The following is a 23,602-nucleotide window of genomic DNA, read 5'->3' as shown; positions in this document are numbered from 1 at the left end:
CTACTCCTCGCCGGCCAGCGCGAACCGGCCGTCGCGCGTCTGCGTCACCAAGCCGTCGGCCAGCAGGGAATACAGCGCGCGGTCGCGCTGTGCGGTATCGGTCAGCCAGGCCACATCCAGCTCGGCGCGGGTTACCGGAGAGTCGTTGGCGCGCAACACATCCATCAGACGACCGCGGACCTGACGGTCGGTTCCGGCGTAGGTCTGAACGCGGCGGGCCGGACCCTGCGCGGGCGGATGGCCGGCGTCCCGCCACGCGCACCGGTCCAGCGGGCACAGCCCGCAGCGTGGCGCGCGCGCCGTACACACCGTCGCGCCCAGTTCCATCAGCGCGACGGAGAACTTCGGTGCCGTTCCGTCGGCGGGCAGCAGCGCCGACACGTCCGCGTGGTCGCGCGTCGCCGACGGCGCACCCGCGTCGGCCAGACCGTGCACCACGCGCGCCACCACGCGGCGCACGTTGGTGTCCACCACCGGTACCGACTGGCCGTACGCGAAGCAGGCGATGGCACGGGCGGTGTAGCTACCCACACCGGGCAGCGTCAGCAGGGTGTCGACGTCGTCGGGCACGGCGTCGCCATGATCGCGCGCGATCACGATCGCGCACTCGTGTAGCCGCTTGGCCCGGCGCGGATAGCCGAGCTTGCCCCAGGCGCGCAGCACGTCGGCGGCGGTTGCCGCGGCCGTGGCCGACGGGGTTGGCCAGCGCTGCACCCAATTCGTCCAAATCGGCAGCACCCGGGATACCGGCGTCTGCTGCAGCATGAATTCGCTGACCAGGATCTGCCAGGCGCTCACCCCCGGCTCGCGCCAAGGCAGATCGCGGCGCGAACTTTCGTACCAGTGAACAAGATTGGTGACCGGTATGAATTCTGGGCCCGCAACCGGCGGATGCGGCATGATGTCAGCCATGCCTAACACCAGTCCGGTAACCGCGTGGAAGTCACTCAAAGAGGGTAACGAGCGATTCGTCGCCGGTAAGCCACAGCATCCCAGCCAAAGTGTTGAGCATCGGGCGAGCCTGGCCGCGGGTCAGAGCCCCACCGCGGTCGTGTTCGGCTGCGCCGACAGCCGGGTGGCCGCCGAGCTCATCTTCGATCAGGGCCTGGGCGACATGTTCGTGGTGCGCACCGCCGGGCAGGCCATCGATTCGGCGGTGTTGGGCTCCATCGAGTTCGCCGTGGCGGTCCTCAATGTGCCGCTCATCGTCGTGCTGGGTCACGACAGCTGCGGCGCCGTCAAGGCGGCTCTGGCCGCGATCGACGACGGCACGATACCGGGCGGTTTCGTGCGCGATGTGGTGGAACGCGTGGCCCCATCGATCCTGATGGGCCGGCGCGAGGGCCTGAGCCGCGTGGACGAGTTCGAGAAGCGACACGTCTGCGAAACCGTTGCGCAACTGACGTCTCGCTCGGCGATTATCGCCGAGCGGGTGGCCGCGGGCACGGTCGCGGTGGCAGGGGTCACCTACCACCTTGCGGACGGGCGGGCGGAGTTGTGCGACCACGCCGGCGACATAGGCGAATAGCACCGAATAGGCACCCGCGCGGCCGGGTTCGGCACCGCCACTACACGCCGGTTGCCCAGCAAACCTGGCGACACGCCGAGGCGGGTCAGCCGAATCGATGTGACCTGGGCCTACGCTGCGAACGTGCTCGATCTGGAACCGCGTGGCCCGCTCCCCACCGAGATCTATTGGCGGCGCAGAGGCCTGGCCATTGGTATCGCGGTCGTCGTGATCGGGATCGTGGCCGCCATCGTCATCGCCTTCATGGGGCATAACGCGGGAGCCAAGCCCGCCAATGCCGATAAAGCCAGCGCCGCTCAGAACAAGCCGGGATCGCCTGCGCCCCAAGCGCCCCCACCGCCGGGACCCGAGGGCCCCGCTCCGGCGGTACCGCCGGCGCAGGGTCAGAACCCCGAGACCCCCACACCCACCGCCGCGGTCCAACCTCCGCCGGTGCTGAAGGAGGGCGACGACTGCCCCGATTCGACGCTGGCGGTCAAGGGTCTGACCAATGCGCCCCAGTACTTCATCGGTGACCAGCCGAAGTTCACCATGGTCGTCACCAACATCGGCCTGGTGGCCTGCAAGCGCGACGTCGGCGCCGCGGTGCTGGCGGCCTACGTCTACTCGCTGGACAACAAGAGGCTGTGGTCGAACCTGGACTGCGCCCCGTCCAACGAGACGCTGATCAAAACCTTCACGCCGGGCGAGCAGGTGACCACCGCGGTGACCTGGACGGGCATGGGCTCGGCGCCGCACTGCCCGCTGCCGCGGCCGGCGATCGGGCCGGGCACCTACAACCTCGTGGTGCAGCTGGGCAATCTGCGCTCGATGCCGGTTCCGTTCATCATGAACCAGCCGCCGCCCCCACCGGGACCGGTGCCCGGGCCGGGTCAGCCGGGTGCCGTGCCCCAGCCGGAGGCACCGCCGGTGCCCCCGCAGCCGGCCGGCTGAGGCTCCGAACGCGCTGCAGCGCTCCTAGCTCAACGAGTCGGTGATCGTAGACTCCGCCAGCTGCGACAGTCCCTCCCGCACGTGGCGGGCCCACATCGCGCCGATACCGTCGACCGATTGCAGGTCGCTGGCGCTGGCCGCCAGCACGTTCTGCAGCGTCCCGAACGAGCGGACCAGTAGGTCGGCGTGGGCGAACTGCAACCGGGGAATGCCGGCCAGCGCCTGGTAGCCGCGGGGGCTGACCGCCGAGTCCTGCGCCTCGGCGGTGGTCGGATACCCGAAAACCTTTGCCAGGATGGTGAAGTCGAGCAGCTCGGTATCCGAGAGCGCATCCAGCTCGTCCAGCGTGGCCGACATCTGCACCTCGGACAACGGCTCCGGGCTGGCGTGGTAGTCGCGCACGATCAGTTCGCGGGCGTTGTCGTTGCCGCCCAGCAGCTCGTCGAGCTGAAGCCGCAGTTGGCGCCCGTCGGTGCCGAGTTCGACGACGTCGTTGTCGATCACCTGGCTGATCCGACGGGCCAGCTCCAGCCGCTGCACCACGGTCATGACGTCGCGCAGCGTCACGAAGTCCTCGATCTCCGCGCGCGACAGCTGCCTGCTGACCTCGTCGAGACGGATCTTGTACCGCTCCAGGGTTGCGATGGCCTGGTTGGCCCGCGACAGGATGGTCGCCGAGTCGGCGACCACGTGGCGCTCGCCGCCCACGTAGACGGTCACGATGTTCATCGAGTGGCTGACCGAGATCACCGGGTAGCCGGTCTGGATCGCGGCCCGCTCCGCGGAGCGGTGCCGGGTGCCCGACTCGTCGGTGGCGATCGACGGGTCCGGGACCAGCTGCACGTTCGCCCGCACGATGCGGCTTCCGTCGGTGGACAGCACGACGGCGCCGTCCATCTTCGCCAGCTCGCGCAGCCGGGTGGGCGCGTAGCGCACGTCCAGAGCGAAGCCACCGTCGCAGATGGCCTCGACGGCCTCGTCGTTGCCGAGCACGATCAGCGCGCCGGTACGCCCACGCAGGATGCGTTCCAGGCCGTCGCGCAGCCCGGTGCCCGGAGCAAGGCGGGCGACAGTCTCACGCAGCGTCGGACGAGTCACAACAGGTCATTCTTCAGGCCGAGCGCGCCACACGTCCAGCCGCCGCGGGTTTGCGGGCGCGCCGCCGCGGTGGTCGGCGATGTCGATCATGTGCTCCAGCGCCGCCACGATGGTGGGTGCGCGCAGCGCCCGCATCCCGTTCGGCACGATCTCGCGCCGGGGATCGTCCCCGTCCGGGATGAGCGCGATGCTGAAGCCCTGGCGCGCGGCTTCGGACAGGCGCCGCTCCATGCCGCTGACCCGTCGGAGGTCCCCGGCCAGACCCACCTCGCCGATCATCACCGCCGTGGTGGGCAGCGGCAGGTCGGCCAGCGCCGAAGCGAGCGCGACTGCGACCGCCAGGTCCGACGACGGATCGGTCAGCCGCATCCCGCCGACCGTGGACAGGTAGATGTCGTTGGCGCCGATGGGCAGCTTGGCGTGCTTTTCCAGCACCGCGGTGATCATTGCGGCCCGGGAGTGGTCGATGCCGCTGACGGCGCGCCGCGGCGACCCGCCCGCCGGCGTGGCCAGCAGCGCCTGCACCTCGCCGATGAGCGGCCGTTTGCCGTCGAGCGTCACCGTGATCGCGGTGCCGGGGACCGGCGCCGGACGCTGATCCAGGAACAGGTTCGATGGGTCGGCGACGCCCTCGATCCCGTTGTCGTGCAACAGGAAACACCCGACCTCGTCGGCGGCCCCGAACCGGTTCTTGATCCCCCGGACCATGCGCAGTGAGCCGTTGCGGTCGCCTTCGAAGTGCAGCACCACGTCCACCAGATGCTCGAGGGAACGCGGCCCGGCGATGGCCCCGTCCTTGGTGACGTGCCCGACCAGGATCAGCGCGACCGCATTGGTTTTGGCCGCGGCCGTCAGCGCCGACGTCACCGCACGCACCTGCGTGACGCCGCCGGCCACGCCATCGGCCTCGGCGGTGGACATGGTCTGCACCGAGTCCACGATCACCAGAGCGGGTCTGACCGTGGCGATGTGCTCGAGCACGGTGTGCAGGTCGGATTCCGCGGCTAGATAGAGCTCGTCGCTGCCGCAGCCGATGCGGTCGGCGCGCAGCCGGATCTGGCCCGCGGACTCCTCACCCGAGATGTACAGCGCGCGGCGGCCGGATTGCGCCCAGCGATGCGCGACCTCGAGTAGCAGCGTCGACTTGCCAACGCCCGGATCACCGGCCAGCAGCGTGACCGAGCCGGGCACCACACCGCCGCCGAGCACGCGGTCGAGTTCGTCTACCCCCGTCGTGCGGTGCTGGCTGGCGTTGGGCTCGATGGAGGTGATGGGCACGGCCGGCGATGCCGTGGCAAGGCCGCTGCGTCGACCGGCGGCCGCACTGAGTAGCGGGACCTCGTCGACGGCGCCCCAGGTGCCGCACTCCATGCAGCGGCCGACCCACTTCGCAGTGATATGCCGGCATTCCGAACACCGGTATTGGGAGCGCGCTGTTGCCACGCCATGACGGTATCGAGCCGCTACGACAAGCCCGCGTCACGACAGGCGGTTACCCCGCTTGGTTTTGCTGCGGCGGCGTCAACCCGGCCGAAATCGGCACGGCGACGGTGGCCTGCCCGGCCTTCTCGAAGTTGAAGGTGAAGTTGTAGGTGAGGCCATTGGAGATCGGCTTGGCCAGATTGATGGTCGCCTCGGCCGCCGCGGTGTTGGAACCGACCGGGCCGGGAGCCACCTTCTGCCCGTCGGGCGTACCGACGAACAGCGTCCCGCCGGCGGGCAGCCGGGCGTCGCCGCTGACCGTCACCGTGCCGATGTCGGTGGTGATGCCGACCAGCCGGTCAGCGGAATTCGGCGACTGGTTCACGGCCACCAGCACCAGGTCCACGGTCCGGCCCGGCTTGAGGTAGTCGCCGCTTTGGTTGGCCTGGATCCGGATGTCGCGCAACGCCACGTTGTTGAACGTGATCTTGTTGCCGTTGATGGCGGGCTCCTGGACCGCCATCTGCGACACCTGGCCGGCTCCGCAACCGCTCAGCAGGGCGGCCAGAACGGCCATCACCCCGGCGATGGCGAGCGCGGGAAGGCCGAGGCGGATCTTGAAGCGGTTCACTCTCTCAGGCCTCCTGCTGAGCCGGTCCGACTGATGCAACTATGCACAGTAGTAGGAACGTCCCGCGCGCGATAGCGCGGGGCGCCAGACCAGCGCAGGAGCGCCCGAATGGGCGACCGCCGGGCCGCTTCCGGGGCGTTGGTAATGTGCTGCACTGCACGACTTGATCCCCATGTCAACCCCTAACCTGCGCGTGTTGTGCCCCTGACCTGCATCGTTGCTTCGCGCGTAACTGGGCGGTCGTGTTAGGATGAAGTAACGAAAGGGGCTCGAATCAGATGATCTTCAAGGTCGGCGACACCGTTGTTTACCCGCATCACGGTGCTGCGTTAGTCGAGGCGATCGAAACCCGGACGATCAAAGGGGAACAAAAAGAATATCTCGTCTTGAAGGTGGCGCAGGGAGACCTGACAGTTCGAGTTCCCGCCGAGAACGCTGAGTACGTGGGTGTCCGCGACGTCGTCGGACAAGAAGGTTTGGACAAGGTTTTCCAGGTGCTGCGCGCGCCGCACACCGAAGAGCCGACGAACTGGTCGCGCCGCTACAAGGCCAATCTCGAAAAGCTTGCTTCCGGCGACGTCAACAAGGTCGCCGAGGTAGTCCGCGACCTGTGGCGTCGCGATCAGGAGCGCGGTTTGTCAGCCGGCGAGAAGCGGATGCTGGCCAAGGCCCGTCAGATTCTGGTCGGTGAATTGGCGTTGGCCGAGAGCACCGATGACGCCAAGGCGGAGACCATCCTCGACGAGGTTCTGGCCGCCGCTTCCTGAAGGTCCTGACACTTCGGTGGCCCCGGAGACGGGCACCTCAGGCAAAGTAGTCGCAGTCGTCCCCGCCGCAGGGTCGGGTGAACGGCTGGCCGCAGGAATTCCCAAGGCATTCTGTTTGGTTGACGGCCGCACGCTGCTGCAGCGCGCCGTCACCGGTTTGCTGAATTCCGGGGTCGTCGATCACGTCGTGGTGGCGGTTCCCGCCGACCGCGTCGACGAGGCCGAGCAGGTGCTGCACGGCCACGTCGGCGCCGGGCAGGCCACCGTCGTCGCCGGCGGCCCCGACCGCACCGAATCCGTCAACCTCGCCCTGGCGGCACTGCCTTCGGGGGCACCCGAGTTCGTGCTGGTGCACGACGCCGCACGGGCGCTGACGCCGCCGGCGCTGATCACCCGCGTGGTGGCAGCGCTGCGGGCCGGTCACGATGCCGTGGTGCCCGCGCTGCGGCTGCATGACACCATCAAAGCCGTGGACGCCAACGGGGTGGTCCTGGGGACGCCGGAGCGCGCCGGCCTGCGTGCCGTGCAGACCCCGCAGGGCTTCGCCACCGAACTGCTGTTGCGCGCCTACGGGGCCTATCAGGCGGGTGGTGGCGCCGGTTTCACCGACGACGCGTCGCTGGTCGAGCATGTCGGCGGCCACGTCCAGGTCGTCGACGGCGATCCGCTGGCGTTCAAGATCACCACCCAGCTCGATCTGTTGCTGGCCGAGGCCGTGGTACGCCGGTGACTGCCCTGCCGCGGGTGGGCCTGGGCGTCGACGTGCACCCGATCGAACCCGGGCGGCCCTGCTGGCTGCTGGGGCTGCTTTTCGCCGACGCCGACGGCTGTGCGGGCCATTCCGACGGCGACGTGGGCGCGCACGCGCTGTGCGACGCCGTGCTCTCGGCCGCCGGGCTGGGTGACGTGGGTGCGGTATTCGGGGTCGGCGATCCGCGCTGGAAGGGTGTCAGCGGCGCCGACATGCTGCGCCATGTCGCGGACCTGTTGTCCCACCAAGGCTTCCGGGTCGGCAACGCCGCCGTGCAGGTCATCGGGAACCGGCCGAAAGTCGGTCCGCGTCGCGACGAGGCACAGTGGGTGTTGTCGGAATTGCTCGGCGCGCCGGTCTCGGTGTCGGCGACGACAACCGACGGGTTGGGGCTGACCGGACGCGGTGAGGGCCTCGCCGCCATCGCCACCGCGCTGGTGGTCCCCACCGGGTAAGCCCGCGCAGCGCCGGGCGCCGGGGAACTACCCGGTAAGCTGGCACGTCGTGACCGATCACGCCCGCTTGCGGCTACACGACACGGCAGCCGGTGCCGTGCGTGATTTCGTCCCGCTGCGCGAGGGTCACGTCTCCATCTACCTGTGTGGCGCCACCGTCCAGGGCCTGCCGCACATCGGCCATGTCCGCAGCGGCGTGGCCTTCGACATCCTGCGCCGGTGGCTGATCGCGCGCGGCTGCGACGTCGCGTTCATCCGCAACGTCACCGACATCGACGACAAGATCCTCAACAAGGCCGCCGCGGCGGACCGGCCGTGGTGGGAATGGGCGGCCACCTACGAGCGTGCCTTCAGCGCCGCCTACGACGCCCTGGACGTGCTGCCGCCGTCGGCCGAGCCGCGAGCCACCGGGCACATCACCCAGATGGTCGAATTGATGGAACGGCTGATCGAAACCGATCACGCCTACGCCGCCGGCGGTGACGTCTACTTCAACGTGCTCAGCTACCCGGAGTACGGGCAGTTGTCCGGGCACAAGATCGACGACGTCCACCAGGGCGAAGGCGTGGCGACCTGCAAACGCGATCAGCGTGACTTCACGCTGTGGAAGGCCGCCAAGCCCGGCGAGCCGTCCTGGCCCACCCCGTGGGGCCGCGGGCGCCCGGGCTGGCACCTGGAATGCTCAGCGATGGCCCGCACGTATCTGGGGCCGGAATTCGACATCCATTGCGGCGGAATGGACTTGGTCTTCCCGCACCACGAGAACGAGATCGCCCAGAGCCGCGCCGCTGGCGACGGCTTCGCCCGCTACTGGCTGCACAACGGCTGGGTGACGATGGGCGGCGAGAAGATGAGCAAGTCGCTGGGCAACGTGCTGGCCATACCGGCGTTGCTGCAGCGGGTGCGCGCCGCCGAACTGCGCTACTACCTGGGCAGCGCCCACTACCGGTCGATGCTGGAATTCTCCGACAACGCCCTGCAGGACGCCGTGAAAGCCTATGTCGGCGTTGAGGAATTCCTGCACCGCGTGCGGGTGCGGGTCGGTGGCGTCGAGCCCGGGCAGTGGACGCAGAAGTTCGCCGACGCGCTGAACGACGACCTGGCGGTGCCCGCCGCGCTGGCCGAGGTGCACCACGCCCGCGCCGAAGGCAACCGGGCGCTGGACTCCGGCGATCACGAAGGCGCGCTGCGACACGCCGGCGCGATCCGCGCGATGATGGGCATCCTGGGCTGCGACCCGCTGGACGAACGCTGGGAAACCCGCGACGAGACGTCGGCGGCGCTGGCCGCCGTCGATGTGCTGGTCCAGGCGGAGCTGGAGAACCGGCAGAAGGCGCGCGAGGAGCGCAACTGGGCGCTCGCCGACGAGATCCGCGACCGGCTCAAGTACGCCGGCATCGAGGTCACCGATACCGCCGACGGGCCGCAGTGGGAGCTTTTGGCCCACGAAGAAAAGCGCGACAAGTAGATGGCCGGCAACTCGCGTCGCCGTGGGGCGATCCGCAAAGAGGGCACCAAGAAGGGCCCGACCGTAGGTTCGGGGGGCCAGCGCCGCCGCGGCCTGGAAGGACGTGGCCCCACCCCGCCCGCGCATATGCGCCCGAACCATCCGGCCGCCAAGCGTGCCAAGGCCCAGAGCCGTCGGCCGGCGCGGGGCCGAACCGACGAAGCCGAGACGGTGCTGGGCCGCAACCCGGTGCTCGAATGCCTGCGCGCCGGGGTGCCGGCCACCGCGCTCTACGTGGCGCTGGGCACCGAGGCCGACGAACGGCTCACCGAATCCGTCACCCGCGCAGCCGATTTGGGGATCTCCATCCTCGAGGTACCGCGTACCGATCTGGACCGCATGACCAGCAACCACCTGCATCAGGGGATCGCGCTGCAGGTGCCGCCATACGACTACGCCCACCCCGACGACGTGGTTGCCGCCGCACTCGCCTCGCCGCCGGCGCTGTTGGTCGCGCTGGACAACATCTCCGATCCCCGCAACCTGGGCGCGATCGTCCGTTCGGTCGCGGCATTCGGCGGCCACGGGGTGCTGATCCCGCAGCGCCGGTCGGCCTCGGTGACCGCGGTGGCCTGGCGCACCAGCGCCGGGGCCGCGGCCCGCATCCCGGTGGCGCGCGCCACCAATCTGAACAGGACACTGACAGATTGGGCCGGCCGCGGCCTGCGGGTGATCGGTCTGGACGCCGGCGGTGACACCACGCTCGACGACATCGACGGCACCGATCCGCTGGTGGTCGTCGTGGGCTCGGAAGGCAAGGGACTGTCGCGGTTGGTGCGGCAGAACTGCGACGAAGTCGTGTCCATCCCGATGGCCGGAAACACCGAATCGCTGAACGCGTCGGTGGCCGCCGGGGTGGTACTCGCCGAAATCACCCGCCAGCGCAGGAGTTAACCCCGGTGCCCGACCGGCCTGCGCGCCTTCGAGGGGCGCTGGCGGTGGTGCTGCTGGCCATCGCGCTGTGGCCGGTCGGCGTTGCCCGGGCCCAGGCGCCCGACTTCGACCTGCAGGCCCACCGTGGGGGCCGGGGCGAGACCACCGAGGAGTCCCTGCGCGGGTTCGCCAAAGCGCTCGAATTGGGCGTCAGCACATTGGAACTCGACATCGTCCTGACCGAAGACGGGCAACCGCTGGTGTGGCATGACCCGACGATTCAGGCCGAGAAGTGCGCCGACACCGCGCCCGCATTCGCCGGTGACCCGCGGTACCCATACGTCGGCAAGCGCGTGAACGAGCTCACCCTGGCGCAGGTCAACACCCTGGACTGCGGCCGCCTGCTCGGCGAGTATCCCCGGGCCGAGGTGGTGCGGGGCAACAAGATAGCGACGCTGCCGCAGGTTTTCGCGCTCGCCGACTCCTACCGCGCCGACGGGATCCGCTACAACGTCGAAACCAAGGTGGAGGCCGACCGGCCCGGCACATCGGCCGAGCCGCAGGAGTTCGTCGATGTGATCCTGGCCGCCGTCAGGTCCGCGGGCAAGGTAGACCGGGTGGAGATCCAGAGCTTCGACTGGCGCACCCTGCCGCTGGTGCGGCGCGCCGAGCCGTCAATTCCGTTGGCGGCCCTGTACGACGGGCACACCTGGGTGCCGGACTCACCCTGGCTGGGCGGCGAAAACCCCACGCTCATCGGCGATCCGCTGATCGGTGCGCGGATGGTGGGCGCCGCCATCGTCTCACCGGATTATCGACTGGTCACCGGCCCGGCGTACGTTGACCGTGCACATGCCTTGGGGCTCAGGGTGATTCCGTGGACAGTCGATGACACCGACGCCATGCGTCAGCAGATCGGATACGGGGTCGACGGCATCATCACCGACTACCCGACGCTGCTGCGCGGCGTGCTCGCCGAATTGGCGATGCCGTTGCCGCCGGCCTACCGGCGGGGCTAGCGGGCGACGCTGCCGGCCAGGTCGCCGTTGTCGCGAGCCGGCTGCTCGTCGCCGCCTCGCGGTCGGCGAAGGTTCGCGCACGCGGCCCGCCACATCATGCCCGGGCGCAGCAGCCGGGAAGCGGGATCGAGAAGTGCGGTGACCCTGACGAACCGATCGACCGCGACGGCGTCGTATTCGGTCGCGGTGAGTATGCGATCGATGTAGCCGTTGAGCAGCCGGGTGAGCAGCGGTGGCGTGCCTTCGATCTCGGGCAGGCACAGATCCGGGTTGGCCGACAGCTCCCACGCCTGGCGGATCGGAACCGCGGCGGCCCGGAAGAATCGCCGCGCCAAATCCTCCGCGCCCTCAGACAGGCAGTCGCGCAGCGCCGCCGCCTCCAGCGCGGCGACCGTCATGCCCTGACCGTAGATCGGGTTGAAGCTGCAGATCGCATCGCCCATCACCAGCAGGCCTTCCGGGAAGCGTTGCACCTTGTCGTAGCGGCGCCACCGGCTGGACGGCTGACCGTGCCGGGTGGGCTCGCCGATGGGTTCGGCGGCTCGGACCGCGGCCAGCAGATGGGCCGGCGCGCAGTCCTCGACGAACTCGCACATCGATGCGAGGTCCGGCTGCGGCCCGTGACCCGCGATGCCGTACACGGTGAACATCCAGGTGTCGTTTTCCGAGCGCAACATGCCCAGCCCGCGCGGCCGGCCCGGCACCGCTCCGACGATGAAACCGAATTCGTGCAGCGCGCCCGGCGCCATGCGCAGGCGTTGGCTCACGTAGGTCAGCTGTACCGGCACATGAACCTCGGCCGGGCGCTGGTAGCCCAGGGTGGTCAGCCACGCCGGGGTGCGCGCGCCCCGCCCGGTGGCATCGAGCACCAAGTCCGCGCTCAGCGTGACGTCGTCGTGGGTGCGACGGTCGACCACCCGGACGCCGGTCACCCGTCTGCGGTCTGATGTCGTGGTCAGGTCCACGATGTCGTGCTCGTCGAGCAGCGTGACGGTGGGGATCCGGCGCAGTCGCGCTCGGACATGCTCCTCGAGGAACGGCCGGGTGGCCAGATAGGCGGCGAACGAAGGGGCACCCCCCGAACGCACCATCAGATGGTCGCCCAAGCAGTAGTACAGCTGCGAGAGATTACGGCCATCCAGGTGATGCGCGCCGTCGATGACCATCGCATCGAGGACGCCGGGGAACAATTGCTCGAGCACCAGGGCGCCGCGAGGCAGCAGGCCGTGCAGATGGCGACCCTGCGGCACACCGCGGCGAGCGCAGGCCGTGTCGGGAGGGATGTCGGGCAGCGGATCGCGCTCCACCACCGTGACCGTGCCGAAGAACTCGCTGAGCGATCGCGCGGCCACCAGACCGGCCATGCTCGCTCCCAATACCACCGCGTGATTGCCGATCCTTGCCATAGCCCACCGCCTGTGCTGAGCGCGTACCCGACGAAGACCATGCTCATGGCCCGAAACGGGGGCCGACAGCGTAGTCGACTACGCCACTGCCCCGGGCCGGCCACTCGCGATGCCAGCGAAGCCGACAAAGCGGCCCCTGGCGATGCCCGCGGCCCGTTATAGTCGCCGAATGATCGGCACCGAGCCGCTGGCCGGGCGTGCCAGCGAATTGGGAACCATTCGCCGCGCCCTGAGTGCGGGCGGCAACCACACGGGCGTGGTGATCGCCGGAGCCCCCGGAGTGGGCAAGACCTGGCTCGCCCACGAGGCGCTGCGGCGCGCCGAGGCGTCCGGGGAGCGGACCAGGTGGATCGTCGGCACTGACTCGGCGCAAGCGCTGCCACTGGGCGCGTTCATCGGGTCGATGACCGAGGCTTTGAATGAGGCGCAGTCGGATCCTTTGACCGATGTGCGACGGGTGATCAATTCGTTTGTCGCGCAACAGCGTCAACGCCGCGTGCTGATCGGGGTCGACGACGCGCACCTGTTGGACGGATTGTCCGCAATGGTCGTCCACCAGTTGGCGCAGTCGGGTGGGGTCCGGCTGGTGGTCACCGTACGCATCGGCCTCGACGAACCGGACGCGGTGACGGCGCTGTGGAAAGACGGGCTGTTGGAAAGGCTTGATCTCAAACCTTTTTCGGCCGCGGCGACACGCGAGGTCATCGAGAGCAAGCTGGACGGTCCGGTCGATGCGCCCAGCGCAGCGCGGTTCCAGAAGCTGACCGGTGGCAACGCGCTGTTCCTGCGACAGCTGCTGGCGGATCAGGTGGCCGCCGGGCGGATGCGTAAGACGGCCGGGGTATGGATGTGGGACGGCGACGTTGCGGTCTCGTCGAGCCTGTCCGAAACGGTGGGCCGTCAGATGGGGCGGCTCAGCCCGGAAGTGGCGATGGTGATCGACACGCTGTCGCAGTGTGAGCCGCTGGCCGTCGAGGTGCTGTGCGATTTGGCGCGGCGCAGCGACCTGGCGGCAGCCGAGCGGATGGGCCTGGTCAGCATCGAACGCACCGGCGCCGGTTTGACGGCCAGACTTGCCCACCCGCTGTTCGGTGAGCTGCGCCGCGCGAGCGCAGGCGAGCTGTATCTGTCGGAGATTCGCGGCAGGCTGGCGGCGCGGCTGGGCGACGACGGCGACGCCGACATGCAGGCAACGGTGCGCCGCGCGTTGCTGCGCCTCGAGTCGGACCTCGATCCCGACCCCGGGCTGTACCTGGAATCGGCGCGGCATGCGATGACCCTGCTGGATCTGGATCTGGCCGACCGGTTCGCCACCGCCGCAACGGAAGCCGGTGCGCCCGGGGCGGCGGGGGTGCGGGCCATGAACCTGGCGCTGCAGGGACGCGGCGAGCCGGCTGAGTTGGCGCTGCGCGCGATGGCCGACAGCGACCTGCCCGACGGCCATCACTGGGCGACCGTGCGGGCGGCCAACCTGATGTGGAATCTCTTCGACCCCAGCGGCGCGGTCGAGATCCTCGACGGGCTTGCCGCGCTTGACTCCGAGGCCCCCGCCCAGCGGGCGGAGCGGTTGGCGGTGCAGGCGTGCCTGGATGCGGTGGCGGCGCGCTGCGAGAGCGCAGCCGCAAATGCCCGGGCCGCCTTGGGTTTTCCCGACCTGCCCGGCTTCCACACGATGATGGCTTCGCTCGCGTTGATCATGGCGATGGGGGCGCTGGGTCAGGTCGACGAGCTCGCGCGCGTGGCGGATCAGACGCTGCGGCGCGCGACGACGTCGTTCCAGGCATCGCATATGCGGTTCTGGTTCGGCGCCGTCTACGGTCGTGCGTGCCGGTTGACCGGTCGGATCGATGAATTTGTCGGCACGGCAACGCAACTGGCCGAATCGTCCCGTGACATCCCCGGCCTTGCGTATGCGAACCTAGCCCTACTGTCCGGCACCGCCGAGCTGGCTCGCGGCGCCGTCGCCGAGGCGGCCCGGCTGGTGCACGAGGCGGTGGCCGGGGTGCAAACACACTATGTGACAACCGGTTTGCGACCAGCGAGCTATTTCGCGCTGGCCGAGGCGCACGCCAAGCTCGGGCAGCCCGACGATGCGAACGCCGCGGTCGCCACGGCGCGGTCCTGCGTGCCGGCCGACTTTCTGTTCATGCACACCGCCCTGTCCCTGGCCGAGGGGTGGGCGATGGCGGCGAGCGGCCGGCTGGGCGAGGCCGTGGCATGTGTGACGGACGCGGCCCGACTGGCCCGCGACCGTGGCCAGCCCACCCACGAGCTCGCCTGCATCCAGGCGGCGGCGCAATGGGGCGACACCACGCACGCGGCGCGGGCGCGGGAGTTGGCCGGCGCGTTGTCGCTGCCGCTGGCCGATGCCGTCGCGGCGCACGCGGAGGCGCTGTCGGCTCGCGATGGGGAGGGCCTGCTGGCGGCCTCGGCGGCGTACCGGGGGATCGGTGATCGGGTCGCGGCCGCCGATGCGGCGGCGCAGGCTTCGGTGGTGTTCGACGAACACCAACACCACCGCCGTGGTCTGTACGCGGCGGCGTTGGCCAGGGAACTGGCCGACGAGTGCGGTGGTCTGCACACGCCGGCGCTGCACACCCCGACAGGCCTCAAGTTGTCTGGCCGCCAGCGCGACGTCGTCGAACTGGTGGTGGCCGGTCTGTCCAATCGCGAGATCGCCGAGAAGCTGGTGATGTCGGTGCGCACCGTGGAAGGCCACGTGTACCGGGCCTGCCAGCGCGTAGGGGCGCAGTCGCGCGAGGAGCTGGCGTCCATCATCCGATCGGGACCCTGCGGCTCGCCCGCGCCCTAGAGACCCAGTAGCCGCGCCGAGGCCCACAGCGCGAGCACCGCCACCGTCAGCGAGGCGGGCACGGTGCACACGCCGAGGCGGGTGTACTCGCCGACACCGGCGTCGACGTCGTGCTGGCGTAACACGCGCCGCCACAACAGGTTCGACAGCGATCCGACGTAGGTCAGGTTGGGGCCGATGTTCACCCCGATCAGCACCGCGAGAACCGCCACCGGCCCGCTGGGGGCGACGAGCGGCAGCAGCACCAGCGTGGCGGGCAGGTTGTTGACGACGTTGGCCAGCAGGGCGGCTATCGCCGCGATGGCGAGCAACGCCGGCAGGCCCGAACCCGACGGCAGCACCGCCGACATCGCCCGGTCCATCCCGTTGCTCATGACCGCCTGCACGACGACGCCGAGCGCCAGCACGAACACCAAAAACGACACGTTCACCGAACGCGCGATGTCGGACACCGAGGTGTGCCGGTGGCGCAGGCTGCGCACCGCCAGGGCGACGGCGCCGCACAGCGCCACCCAGGCCGGCGCGATCCCCACGGATTGGGCGACGGCAAACCCGGCCAGCGTCAGCGCGACGACCACCAACACGAACACCGGCGGGCGCGGCGGCGCGCCCACCTGCTCCGGGTCCGGCTGCACCCGCAGGTCCTTGGCGAAGAACCACCGGAAGATCAGGTAGAGGACGGCCACCGCGCCCACCCACGGCGCCGCCATCACGAGCGTGAACTGGGTGAACGAGATGTTGGCGGTGTGGAAGGCCAGCAGGTTGGTCAGGTTCGACACCGGCAGCAACAGCGAGGCGCCGTTGGCCAGATGGGCGGTGGCGTAGGCGTACGGCCGCACCCGGGTGCGCTGTCGCCGCACGGCGGCCAGCACCACCGGCGTCAGCAACACCACGGCGGCGTCCAGGCTCAGCACCGCGGTGATCACCGAGGCGATGACGAACACCCGCCTCAGCAGGCCGCCCGACCCGACCCGTCCCCGTGTGATCGCCGCGCCAGCGGCCTCGAACAGGCCCTCGTCGTCGCACAGCTTGGCCAGCACCAGCACCGCACCCAGGAACGCCACCACCCCGGACAGGTCGGCGATCTGCTTGGCCGCCTGATGGACCGAGATCGCGCCGACCGCGATCAGGATCAGGGCCGCTGGGACCGCCGCCAGCGCCTCGGGCCAGCCCCCGGGGCGCGCAACGGCGAACGCCAGGACAACAGCAAGCAGCAACAGCGCAAGCGTCAGGGCCAAGGTCAGAACCGCTTCACTGCCACGGGTCTTCGCGTCGCCACACGGTGGGCAGGTGCACCGCGATACCGTCCTGTGCGGCCAGCTCGTCGATGATGCCGACGGAGACGTTCAGGTCGTCACCCGCATAGGGTACGGCGCGCAACGGTTTTGTCAGCGGGCGGAAAAAGTCGTCCCAGTGGATGAGGATCACCCGGCGCGCCCCCACCGCCCGTACGGTCTCGGTCCAGTAGTCGACCAGGTACGACCGCGGCTGCAGCCCGAGCTGCCCGACGGACAGGTACACGGCGTCGGCGCGGTGACCGGCCAGGGCGCCCTTGACGAAGCCGGCACTGCCCTGGATGAGCAGCCGCCGGTCGGTGGGCAGGTGGTGCACCAGCGTCGACCAGGCTTCCCCGCAGCGATACGCCGACGCCTTCACCGGCGGGGTCACCGGTTGGTCGATGACGCCGGGGAACCGGTCGGGCGGGCAGTGGTGCGATTCGATCAGGGTGACGTCGTAGGCGCCCAACCGAATCGGTTCGCCGTCGACCGCGACGACGATCCGGTTCTCGGGCAGCCCGTACCCGCGCCCGACATTGGCCGCGGACTGCCCGCCGACCAGCTGCGCGCCGGTGCGATCGGCGACCAGCGCGGAGTCCAGCACGTGGTCGATGTGGGTGTGCACCGGAATGACCGCCGCCAGCCGCGAGACCTTGGCCCGGGCAAGGCATCCGTCGACCCGCGCCGGCGAGGGCGCCACCTTGCCGGCCACGATCCTGGCCAGGCTCGGCCGGGAGAAGTAGCCGTCGGTCATCAACGCCGACGAGCCGTCGTCGATCAGCAGGGTCGCCACACCTATCCAGGTCACCGAGGGCGCGCCGGGTTCGGCGGCGGGCGCGTCGAACCGGTCCGCGTACCGCGCGATGTCGGGGCGCCCGAGTTTCAGCCGCATCAGCAGAAGGCCCCGATCTCGACGCCGGACGCCTCGAGGCGGTCGCGAACGGCAGCGGCGATCTGTACGGCGCCCGGCGAATCACCATGCACGCAAACGGATTCCGCCTTCAAAGCGAGCTGCGTGCCGTCGGTCGCGGTGACCCGCCCCGAGGTGACCATGTCGGCCACCCGGTCGGCGATCTCCGCCGGGTCGTGCAGCACCGCGCCCTGCTCACGGCGGGACACCAGCCGGCCGTCGGACCGATATGCCCGGTCGGCGAAAGCTTCTGCGACCGTGCGTAACTCGCGGCGGTCGGCTTCGTCGAAAAACGCCGAGCCCGCCATGCCCAGGACCGGCAGCCCGGCGTCCACCAGGCGCACCGCCTCGGCCACGGCGGCGGCCTGCTCGGGGTGGGTCACGATCGTGTTGTACAGCGCGCCATGCGGTTTGACGTAGGACACCGACGTGCCGGCCGCGTGCGCTATCGCCTGCAGCGCGCCGATCTGGTACACCACGTCGGCGATCAGGTCCTCGCCGGCGACGTCGATGAAGCGCCTGCCGAACCCGGCCAGGTCGCGATAGCTCACCTGCGCCCCGATGCGGACCCCGCGCGCGGCGGCCGACCCGCATACCCGCAACAGGCCCGCGGGGTCGCCGGCATGAAAGCCGCACGCGACGTTGGCGCTCGTGACGATGCCGAGCATGGCGTCGTCGTCACCCAGGCGCCAGACGCCGAAGCCTTCGCCCAGGTCGGCGTTGAGGTCGATACCGGCCACCTGCCCAGCTTATGGGGGCGCGGTCGCGCCGGCCCAGGCGAGGAGGCGGTTTGGCGCCCGGCTACTGCTCGCTGACCTTGGCCGCGATCTGCTGGGCGAGGTCGACCGCGGACCCCCCGGGCAGGAAGGAGCCGCAGGTGGCGACGTCGATGACGACGTTGTTGCGCGCGGTCAGCGCCCGCTGGCACGTCCAGCCGTCGCTGCTTTCCTGAACCTCGGACGTGCTGAGCGTGCCCCCGACCTTGTGAGCCTCGCCCACCGCCCACACGATTTCGGGCTTGCCCGGGGGACGTTCGGAAAACTTGCGATTGGCGCAGGCGAACCACCGTCCCACCGAGGCGTCGTAGAACGTGTTTGCCTTCCGCGCGGACGGGTAGGCGATCACCGCCTGGATGGCGGAGTCGTTGCGGACCGCCGGGTCATCGAAGTTGTCGTCGAGGCGCTGGCCGCGCATCGCGGTCCAGCCGGTGTCCGCGTAGACCGCTGCCTGGGCCGGGCCGTCCATTGCCAGGCAGCTCTTGTCGCTGAAAGTCGAGCTCCAGTCCCACATCTCCTGCACGCCGTAGCGGAGCCGCATCCCCGCGCTGAGCAAGGAGTTGATCTGGTCCTTGTCGAGCAGCAGCCCATCGAGGGCCGCGGCGGTCAGCGGGGTCTGGGGCAGCGGGCCGGAGGTATCCGCGGGCGACGCGCGGCCGCCGACCACGGTGGTGCAGCCGGCCGTCACCGCGCACACCGCCGCAAGCATCAGGAACGCGATTCGCCCGCGCACCACTGCCTTCTCCGACGTGGGGCCAATGTGTGCAACCCAGCTTATGCGGCGGCCTCTCGCCGGCGCCCGATCATCCAGCAGACCAGATAGATCAGAAACGAGATGCTGGCGACGAAGACCGACACCGGCACGCCGGGGGCCAGCGACAGCACCAGGCCGCCGACGGCGGACACCTCGGCGAACACCACGGAGGTCACCATCGCCGCTGCGGGCGAGGCGACCACCCGGGCCGCCGCGGCCGCCGGCGTGATGAGCAACGACATCACCAGCAGCGCGCCGACGATCTGCACCGCCTGGGCCGCCACCACGCCGACCAGGGCGGCGAACACGATGCCCAGCCCGTAGACCGGCACGCCGCGGGCCGCGGCGACATCGGGATCGACGGTGGCGAACAGCAGCGGCCGGTAACACGTCGCCAGCACGGCGATGACGAGCAGGCAGACCAGCGCCAGCATGGTCAGGCCCGTGTAGCCCACCCCGACGATCTGGCCGGTCAGCAGGGCGAAGCTGGTCGAGGTGCGGCCCGGGTAGAGATGGATGAACAACACCGCCAGGCCCAGCCCGAAGGCCAGCACCACGCCGATCACCGAATCGCGCTCCCGGTCGCGCCGACCGAGCACACCGAACAGCGCCGCGGCCAGGGCGCTGCCGATCAGCGCGCCCACCCCCACACCGAAGCCGATCAGCAGCGCGAAAGCGGCTCCGGTCAGCGACAATTCGCTCGAACCGTGCACGGCGAACGACATCTGCCGCATCACGATGAACGGCCCGATCAGCCCGGCTACCAGTCCCAGCAGGGCGGCGGCCGCCAGCGCCTGCTGCACGAAGTCATGGCCGAGCAGGTGGGCGGTGATGTCGAAGGAGAACAGATGGTCCAGCAGGCCGGCGAGCCGATGCTCCATCAGCAGTACCCGTCGTCGCGCGCGCCGGCCACTACGTAGCCGTCCTTGACCTTCACCACCTGGATGTCGGATTGGTACAGCGCCGAGAGCGTCTGGCTGGTCATCACCTGCTCGACGGTGCCGACCTCGAACCGGCCGTCGACCAGGTACAGCAGCCGGTCCACGTACGGCAGGATCGGGTTGAGCTCGTGGGTGACGACGATGACCGTGGTCGCTGCGTCCTGGCGGCGCCGCTCGATCAGCGCCGACACCAGCTTGGCGTTGGCGGGGTCCAGCGTCAGCAGCGGCTCGTCGCACAGCAACAGCAGCGGGTCGCTGACCAGCGCCTGGGCGATGCGCACCCGCTGCAACTCGCCGCCCGACATCATCCCGACCCGGACGTCGGCCAGATGTTCGCCGTTCACCTGCCGTAGCGCTTGGCGCGCGGCCGCGCGCCGGCGCTCCCGATCGGCGGACCGCAGCGGGATGGCGCCCCAGCGCGGCCCGTCGATGCCCAGCCGGACCAGGTCGCGCCCGCGCAGCATGACGTCGGCGTCCATCGGACGGTGTTGGGGCACATAGCCGATGCGTCCGCTACCCGAGGTGATCGGCTTGCCGTCCACCAGCCCGGTGCCGGCGCTCAGTGCCAGCTGCCCGAGCAGGACCTTGAGCAGCGACGTCTTGCCGCTGCCGTTCGGGCCCAGCACCGCGATGAATTCGCCGCGCGACACCGACAGGTCCAGCTGGTCCCACAGCACGCGGTCGCCGAACGACAGCCGCGCGCCGCGCAGCGATACGGTCTCCGCGGGGTTTTCGATGGCCGCGACGGGTTCGAGGCTCATGACGGCGGCCGGCTCGACTGCAGTGCGGACTGCAGCTGGTTGACCGTATTGCGTTGCCAGGTCAGGTAATCCGTGCCGTCTGTCAGCGTTTCGGACACGTCGGTGACCGGGACACCCGCGTGCCGCGCGGCGTCGCGCAGGCCGTTGATCGCGGTCGTGGAGGTCTGCGGGTTGATCAGCACCGCCGACACCTGGTGCCGGTTGACCAGGTCGAGGACCGTCGCCATGTCGGCGGGCGCGGGATCGGTCTCGTTCTCGGTGGCCGCCTCGAACGTGGGCGGGGTGCGGTTCACCAACCCCGAAGCCTTCAGCAGGTAGAACGCGACCGGTTCGGTCGCGATCACCGAGGTGTTGGGGTGGGCGGTCGCGATCGCGTGCTCGGCGCCGGCGATGGCGTCGGCGTCGCGGCCGAACGCTGCGGCGTTGGCCCGATAGTCGGCGGCGTTGCCCGGGTCGATCGTCGCGAGGCGGTCGGCGATGGTGGCCGCGACCGCCTTCGCGACGGCCAGGTCGTAGAAGACGTGCTCGTTGCGGGGTTGCCCGCCGTCCAGGAACGAGTAGGCATTGACCGGCTTGGCGTCGGGGTGGCGGGCCAGCACCTCGTCGACCCAGCCGTCATAGCCGCCGCCGTTGTAGACCACCAACGGGGCGTCGGCGATCGCGGCGGCGTCCGCGGGGCTGACGTCGTAGGAGTGCGGGTCGACGTCCGCCCCGCTGAGAATGGATTTGACGGCGACATGGGAGCCCGCGATGGCGCGCGCCACGCTGCCCCACACATCGGTGGAGGCGACGACGGAGATGGCGCGCGAATGCGCGGTGCCGCTGCAGGCAGTGAGGATCGCCCCGCCGGTCAGCACCAGGGCGGCCGCCAGCCATCGCGTCGCATCGGCGGGCGTAGCCTTCGCCGTTCGCCGCCGCGTCGGTGCCATGCGCACGTCCGATTCCTCCCGCCGGCCAGTCAGCCGATCCATAATACTAATGAAAACCGTTTCCATTACAAAGCCGCAAGCTGAAGCGCGTACGCGCGGGCCCCGATCCGCTGTAGCCTCACCGAACGTGAGTCCCACACCGCGCCGGCGTGCGACTCTGGCGTCGTTGGCGGACGAGCTCAACGTTTCGCGCACGACGATCTCGAATGCCTTCAATCGGCCCGATCAGCTCTCGCCGGACCTGCGTGAGCGCGTGCTTGCGACGGCCAAGAGGCTCGGATACGCCGGCCCCGACCCGGTGGCGCGATCGCTGCGTACCCGCAAGGCCGGCGCGGTCGGCCTGGTGATGGCCGAACCCCTGACCTACTTCTTCAGCGACCCCGCCGCGCGGGACTTCGTCACGGGGGTGGCGCAGTCGTGCGAGGCGCTGGGCCAGGGACTGCTGCTGGTCGCTGTCGGGCCCAGCCGCAGCCTCAAAGACGGGACGTCCGCGGTGCTTTCGGCCGGCGTGGACGGCTTCGTGGTCTATTCGGTGTGCGACCAGGATCCCTACCTGCAGGTGGTGCTGCAGCGCCGGCTGCCGGTCGTGGTGGTCGACCAACCGAAGGGGCTGGCCGGCGCCTCGCGGGTGGGCATCGACGACCGCGCCGCGATGCGTGAGCTCGCCGACTACGTGCTGGGCCTGGGGCACCGCGAGATCGGGCTGCTGACCATGCGGCTGGGCCGCGACCGGCGCCAGGGTCTGGTGGACGCTGGCCGGCTGCGGTCACCCGCCTTCGACGTGCAGCGCGAGCGCATCGTCGGCGTGTGGGAGGCGATGACGGCCGCTGGGGTCGACCCCGATTCCCTGACCGTGGTGGAAAGCTATGAGCACCTGCCCGAATCGGGCGGCGCGGCCGCCAAGGTGGCCCTGGCGACCAATCCGCGGATCACCGCGCTGATGTGCACAGCGGACATCCTGGCGCTGTCCGCCATGGATTACCTGCGGGCACACGGAATTTACGTGCCCGGTCAGATGACGGTCACCGGATTCGACGGCGTGCCCGAGGCCATCAACCGCGGCCTGACCACGGTGTCGCAATCCAGCCTGCAGAAGGGCCGCCGGGCCGGGGAGCTGTTGCTGAAGCCGCCGCGATCCGGACTGCCGGCCGTGGAACTGCTGGACACCGAGCTCGTCCGGGGCCGCACCGCCGGCCCGCCGGCGTGAGCCGGTTGGAGACTAGGCCTGTTCGGTGTCGCCGATCAGCAGCCGCACGGCCAGGTCCAGCCGCTTGCTGACGTCGGTGGCCGAGGCCCGCCGGGTGAGCCACGCCAGCAGGTTCGACAGCCACACGTCCGAGATCACCCGGGCGATGTGGTACTGGTCCTCGGTCGGTTCGCCGTCGGCCATCGCGCGCGCGAACATCGAATCGATGAGCTTCTCAACCTGGTCGACCTCGCTGGCCGCCGACGCGTCGGCGAACACGTAGGCACGCGTCATCGCCTCGGTCAGCAGGGGATTGCGCTGCATCGCGCGGTTCAGCTTGCCCACCATGAAGCTGAGCCGCTGGAAGGGTGTGCCCCCGGTCATCGCCGAGCGGTCCGTCTTGGCATCGATGCGGCTGAACTCGCGGCCCAGCGCCGACACCAGCAGGTGCACCTTCGACGGGAAATACCGGTACAGCGTCCCCACCGCGACGTCCGCGCGATCGGCCACCGCACGCATCTGAACCGCCTCGTAGCCGCCCTTGGAAGCGATGGCCATGGTGGCGTCCAGGATGCGCTTGCGGCGTTCCCGCTGCGCCTCGGACCCCAATTCGGATTCCGCCAGTACCGCCACGTTTACGACCTCGCGCGGCTGCGCGTCCGACACGCGGCTCGGATTTGCGTTGGCTGGCATGTGACGGTTTGCTCCTGTTCCCGGCGGTTCGTTTGCAAACGATACGCATTCTGCGTGTGAATTTCCCACCTCCATACCGCCGCGGACAAGCGCTGTGCTGGTGTAATGGCGTTCGACTTGACGGTCGATCACTGGCACTATTAGAACACGTTCTAGTCTGCGGAGAGCGGGTT

General features: G+C 69.8%; 23 protein-coding genes. 10 read left to right on the top strand and 13 right to left on the bottom strand.

What is annotated here, in order from left to right:
• Complete coding sequence (locus tag B8W69_RS23920) at positions 1 to 912, bottom strand: HhH-GPD family protein (protein ID WP_085292208.1); 912 nt, start codon at positions 910 to 912, stop codon at positions 1 to 3.
• Between B8W69_RS23920 and B8W69_RS23915 the strand changes: the two genes are divergently transcribed.
• Together B8W69_RS23915 and B8W69_RS23910 are read left to right on the top strand one after the other, a co-directional pair.
• The gene (locus tag B8W69_RS23915; protein ID WP_065027970.1) at positions 911 to 1,528 is read left to right on the top strand and encodes a carbonic anhydrase; all 618 of its coding nucleotides are present in this window, start codon (positions 911 to 913) and stop codon (positions 1,526 to 1,528) included. The genes B8W69_RS23920 and B8W69_RS23915 overlap by 2 nt on opposite strands.
• 123 nt (positions 1,529 to 1,651) lie before the next feature.
• Positions 1,652 to 2,461 carry a hypothetical protein gene (locus B8W69_RS23910; protein WP_110882041.1) on the top strand — a complete coding sequence of 270 codons (810 nt, stop codon included), beginning with the start codon at positions 1,652 to 1,654 and terminating at the stop codon, positions 2,459 to 2,461.
• A gap of 24 nt (positions 2,462 to 2,485) precedes the next feature.
• Here the strand turns inward: B8W69_RS23910 and disA are convergent, their stop codons facing one another.
• Genes disA through B8W69_RS23895 form a run of 3 tightly spaced genes read right to left on the bottom strand, consistent with a single transcriptional unit; the run spans position 2,486 to position 5,612 of the window.
• Positions 2,486 to 3,559 (bottom strand): DNA integrity scanning diadenylate cyclase DisA, encoded by a 1,074-nt coding sequence (disA, locus tag B8W69_RS23905; RefSeq protein ID WP_085292206.1) that lies wholly within the window; start codon positions 3,557 to 3,559, stop codon positions 2,486 to 2,488.
• Positions 3,560 to 3,565: 6 nt separating this feature from the next.
• Entirely contained in the window at positions 3,566 to 5,002 is a 1,437-nt protein-coding gene (gene radA, locus B8W69_RS23900; RefSeq protein ID WP_085292205.1) for a DNA repair protein RadA, read from the bottom strand.
• 49 nt (positions 5,003 to 5,051) lie between these two features.
• Positions 5,052 to 5,612 carry a copper chaperone PCu(A)C domain-containing protein gene (locus tag B8W69_RS23895; protein WP_085292204.1) on the bottom strand — a complete coding sequence of 187 codons (561 nt, stop codon included), beginning with the start codon at positions 5,610 to 5,612 and terminating at the stop codon, positions 5,052 to 5,054.
• A gap of 278 nt (positions 5,613 to 5,890) precedes the next feature.
• Here B8W69_RS23895 and carD point away from each other — a divergent pair, with 278 nt between their 5' ends.
• Genes carD through B8W69_RS23865 form a run of 6 tightly spaced genes read left to right on the top strand, consistent with a single transcriptional unit; the run spans position 5,891 to position 10,984 of the window.
• Complete coding sequence (carD, locus tag B8W69_RS23890) at positions 5,891 to 6,379, top strand: RNA polymerase-binding transcription factor CarD (RefSeq protein WP_003419482.1); 489 nt, start codon at positions 5,891 to 5,893, stop codon at positions 6,377 to 6,379.
• Between the two features lie 16 nt (positions 6,380 to 6,395).
• A complete protein-coding gene (gene ispD / locus B8W69_RS23885) occupies positions 6,396 to 7,109 on the top strand; it encodes a 2-C-methyl-D-erythritol 4-phosphate cytidylyltransferase (RefSeq protein WP_085292203.1) in 714 nt (237 codons plus the stop codon).
• Positions 7,106 to 7,585, top strand: a complete 480-nt coding sequence (gene ispF / locus B8W69_RS23880) for a 2-C-methyl-D-erythritol 2,4-cyclodiphosphate synthase (protein WP_085292202.1) — start codon at positions 7,106 to 7,108, stop codon at positions 7,583 to 7,585. The genes ispD and ispF overlap by 4 nt, the downstream gene beginning before the upstream one ends.
• Positions 7,586 to 7,634: 49 nt before the next feature.
• Positions 7,635 to 9,053, top strand: a complete 1,419-nt coding sequence (gene cysS, locus B8W69_RS23875) for a cysteine--tRNA ligase (protein ID WP_085292201.1) — start codon at positions 7,635 to 7,637, stop codon at positions 9,051 to 9,053.
• A complete protein-coding gene (gene rlmB / locus B8W69_RS23870; RefSeq protein ID WP_085292200.1) occupies positions 9,054 to 9,986 on the top strand; it encodes a 23S rRNA (guanosine(2251)-2'-O)-methyltransferase RlmB in 933 nt (310 codons plus the stop codon). It abuts the gene before it with no gap.
• 38 nt (positions 9,987 to 10,024) lie between these two features.
• A complete protein-coding gene (locus tag B8W69_RS23865; RefSeq protein WP_085292222.1) occupies positions 10,025 to 10,984 on the top strand; it encodes a glycerophosphodiester phosphodiesterase in 960 nt (319 codons plus the stop codon).
• Here B8W69_RS23865 and B8W69_RS23860 read toward each other — a convergent pair.
• Positions 10,981 to 12,390, bottom strand: coding sequence for an FAD-dependent oxidoreductase (locus B8W69_RS23860; protein ID WP_085292199.1), 1,410 nt, complete (start codon positions 12,388 to 12,390; stop codon positions 10,981 to 10,983). The two genes, B8W69_RS23865 and B8W69_RS23860, sit on opposite strands and share 4 nt — an antisense overlap.
• A gap of 169 nt (positions 12,391 to 12,559) precedes the next feature.
• Here B8W69_RS23860 and B8W69_RS23855 point away from each other — a divergent pair, with 169 nt between their 5' ends.
• Complete coding sequence (locus B8W69_RS23855; RefSeq protein WP_085292198.1) at positions 12,560 to 15,202, top strand: helix-turn-helix transcriptional regulator; 2,643 nt, start codon at positions 12,560 to 12,562, stop codon at positions 15,200 to 15,202.
• Here B8W69_RS23855 and B8W69_RS23850 read toward each other — a convergent pair.
• The 7 genes from B8W69_RS23850 to B8W69_RS23820 form a co-directional block, all read right to left on the bottom strand.
• Entirely contained in the window at positions 15,199 to 16,440 is a 1,242-nt protein-coding gene (locus B8W69_RS23850; RefSeq protein ID WP_085292197.1) for an SLC13 family permease, read from the bottom strand. The genes B8W69_RS23855 and B8W69_RS23850 overlap by 4 nt on opposite strands.
• A 13-nt stretch (positions 16,441 to 16,453) precedes the next feature.
• Positions 16,454 to 17,371 (bottom strand): MBL fold metallo-hydrolase, encoded by a 918-nt coding sequence (locus tag B8W69_RS23845; RefSeq protein ID WP_085292196.1) that lies wholly within the window; start codon positions 17,369 to 17,371, stop codon positions 16,454 to 16,456.
• Positions 17,371 to 18,129 (bottom strand): LamB/YcsF family protein, encoded by a 759-nt coding sequence (locus B8W69_RS23840; protein WP_085292195.1) that lies wholly within the window; start codon positions 18,127 to 18,129, stop codon positions 17,371 to 17,373. The genes B8W69_RS23845 and B8W69_RS23840 overlap by 1 nt, the downstream gene beginning before the upstream one ends.
• 61 nt (positions 18,130 to 18,190) lie before the next feature.
• Entirely contained in the window at positions 18,191 to 18,901 is a 711-nt protein-coding gene (locus B8W69_RS23835) for a sensor domain-containing protein (RefSeq protein WP_085292194.1), read from the bottom strand.
• Positions 18,902 to 18,939: 38 nt separating this feature from the next.
• A complete protein-coding gene (locus B8W69_RS23830) occupies positions 18,940 to 19,800 on the bottom strand; it encodes a metal ABC transporter permease (protein WP_085292193.1) in 861 nt (286 codons plus the stop codon).
• The gene (locus B8W69_RS23825) at positions 19,800 to 20,621 is read right to left on the bottom strand and encodes a metal ABC transporter ATP-binding protein (RefSeq protein WP_085292192.1); all 822 of its coding nucleotides are present in this window, start codon (positions 20,619 to 20,621) and stop codon (positions 19,800 to 19,802) included. Before B8W69_RS23825 ends, B8W69_RS23830 begins: the two co-directional genes overlap by 1 nt.
• Positions 20,618 to 21,550: a metal ABC transporter solute-binding protein, Zn/Mn family gene (locus tag B8W69_RS23820; RefSeq protein WP_085292221.1), complete on the bottom strand. Its 933-nt coding sequence runs from the start codon at positions 21,548 to 21,550 to the stop codon at positions 20,618 to 20,620. The genes B8W69_RS23825 and B8W69_RS23820 overlap by 4 nt, the downstream gene beginning before the upstream one ends.
• A 127-nt stretch (positions 21,551 to 21,677) precedes the next feature.
• On the opposite strand from B8W69_RS23820, the gene B8W69_RS23815 reads away from it, so the two are divergent.
• The gene (locus tag B8W69_RS23815) at positions 21,678 to 22,757 is read left to right on the top strand and encodes an Rv3575c family transcriptional regulator (protein WP_085292191.1); all 1,080 of its coding nucleotides are present in this window, start codon (positions 21,678 to 21,680) and stop codon (positions 22,755 to 22,757) included.
• A 12-nt stretch (positions 22,758 to 22,769) separates the two neighbouring features.
• Here B8W69_RS23815 and kstR read toward each other — a convergent pair whose 3' ends face one another.
• The gene (kstR, locus tag B8W69_RS23810; protein ID WP_085292190.1) at positions 22,770 to 23,429 is read right to left on the bottom strand and encodes a cholesterol catabolism transcriptional regulator KstR; all 660 of its coding nucleotides are present in this window, start codon (positions 23,427 to 23,429) and stop codon (positions 22,770 to 22,772) included.
• Positions 23,430 to 23,602: the final 173 nt, after the last annotated feature.

It is taken from the genome of Mycolicibacterium vulneris, from assembly GCF_002104765.1.
Lineage (GTDB): Bacteria > Actinomycetota > Actinomycetes > Mycobacteriales > Mycobacteriaceae > Mycobacterium > Mycobacterium vulneris.
This window is presented reverse-complemented; position numbering and strand designations above follow the sequence as displayed.

Excerpts from the sequence above, each read along its gene's own strand:
- B8W69_RS23860 (WP_085292199.1), bottom strand. The coding sequence starts at position 12,390 with ATGGCAAGGATCGGCAATCACGCGGTGGTATTGGGAGCGAGCATGGCC.
- B8W69_RS23915 (WP_065027970.1), top strand. The coding sequence starts at position 911 with ATGCCTAACACCAGTCCGGTAACCGCGTGGAAGTCACTCAAAGAGGGT.
- B8W69_RS23825 (WP_085292192.1), bottom strand. The coding sequence starts at position 20,621 with ATGAGCCTCGAACCCGTCGCGGCCATCGAAAACCCCGCGGAGACCGTA.
- B8W69_RS23845 (WP_085292196.1), bottom strand. The coding sequence starts at position 17,371 with ATGCGGCTGAAACTCGGGCGCCCCGACATCGCGCGGTACGCGGACCGG.
- kstR (WP_085292190.1), bottom strand. The coding sequence starts at position 23,429 with ATGCCAGCCAACGCAAATCCGAGCCGCGTGTCGGACGCGCAGCCGCGC.
- B8W69_RS23855 (WP_085292198.1), top strand. The coding sequence starts at position 12,560 with ATGATCGGCACCGAGCCGCTGGCCGGGCGTGCCAGCGAATTGGGAACC.
- rlmB (WP_085292200.1), top strand. The coding sequence starts at position 9,054 with ATGGCCGGCAACTCGCGTCGCCGTGGGGCGATCCGCAAAGAGGGCACC.
- B8W69_RS23830 (WP_085292193.1), bottom strand. The coding sequence starts at position 19,800 with ATGGAGCATCGGCTCGCCGGCCTGCTGGACCATCTGTTCTCCTTCGAC.
- carD (WP_003419482.1), top strand. The coding sequence starts at position 5,891 with ATGATCTTCAAGGTCGGCGACACCGTTGTTTACCCGCATCACGGTGCT.
- B8W69_RS23920 (WP_085292208.1), bottom strand. The coding sequence starts at position 912 with ATGGCTGACATCATGCCGCATCCGCCGGTTGCGGGCCCAGAATTCATA.
- B8W69_RS23820 (WP_085292221.1), bottom strand. The coding sequence starts at position 21,550 with ATGGCACCGACGCGGCGGCGAACGGCGAAGGCTACGCCCGCCGATGCG.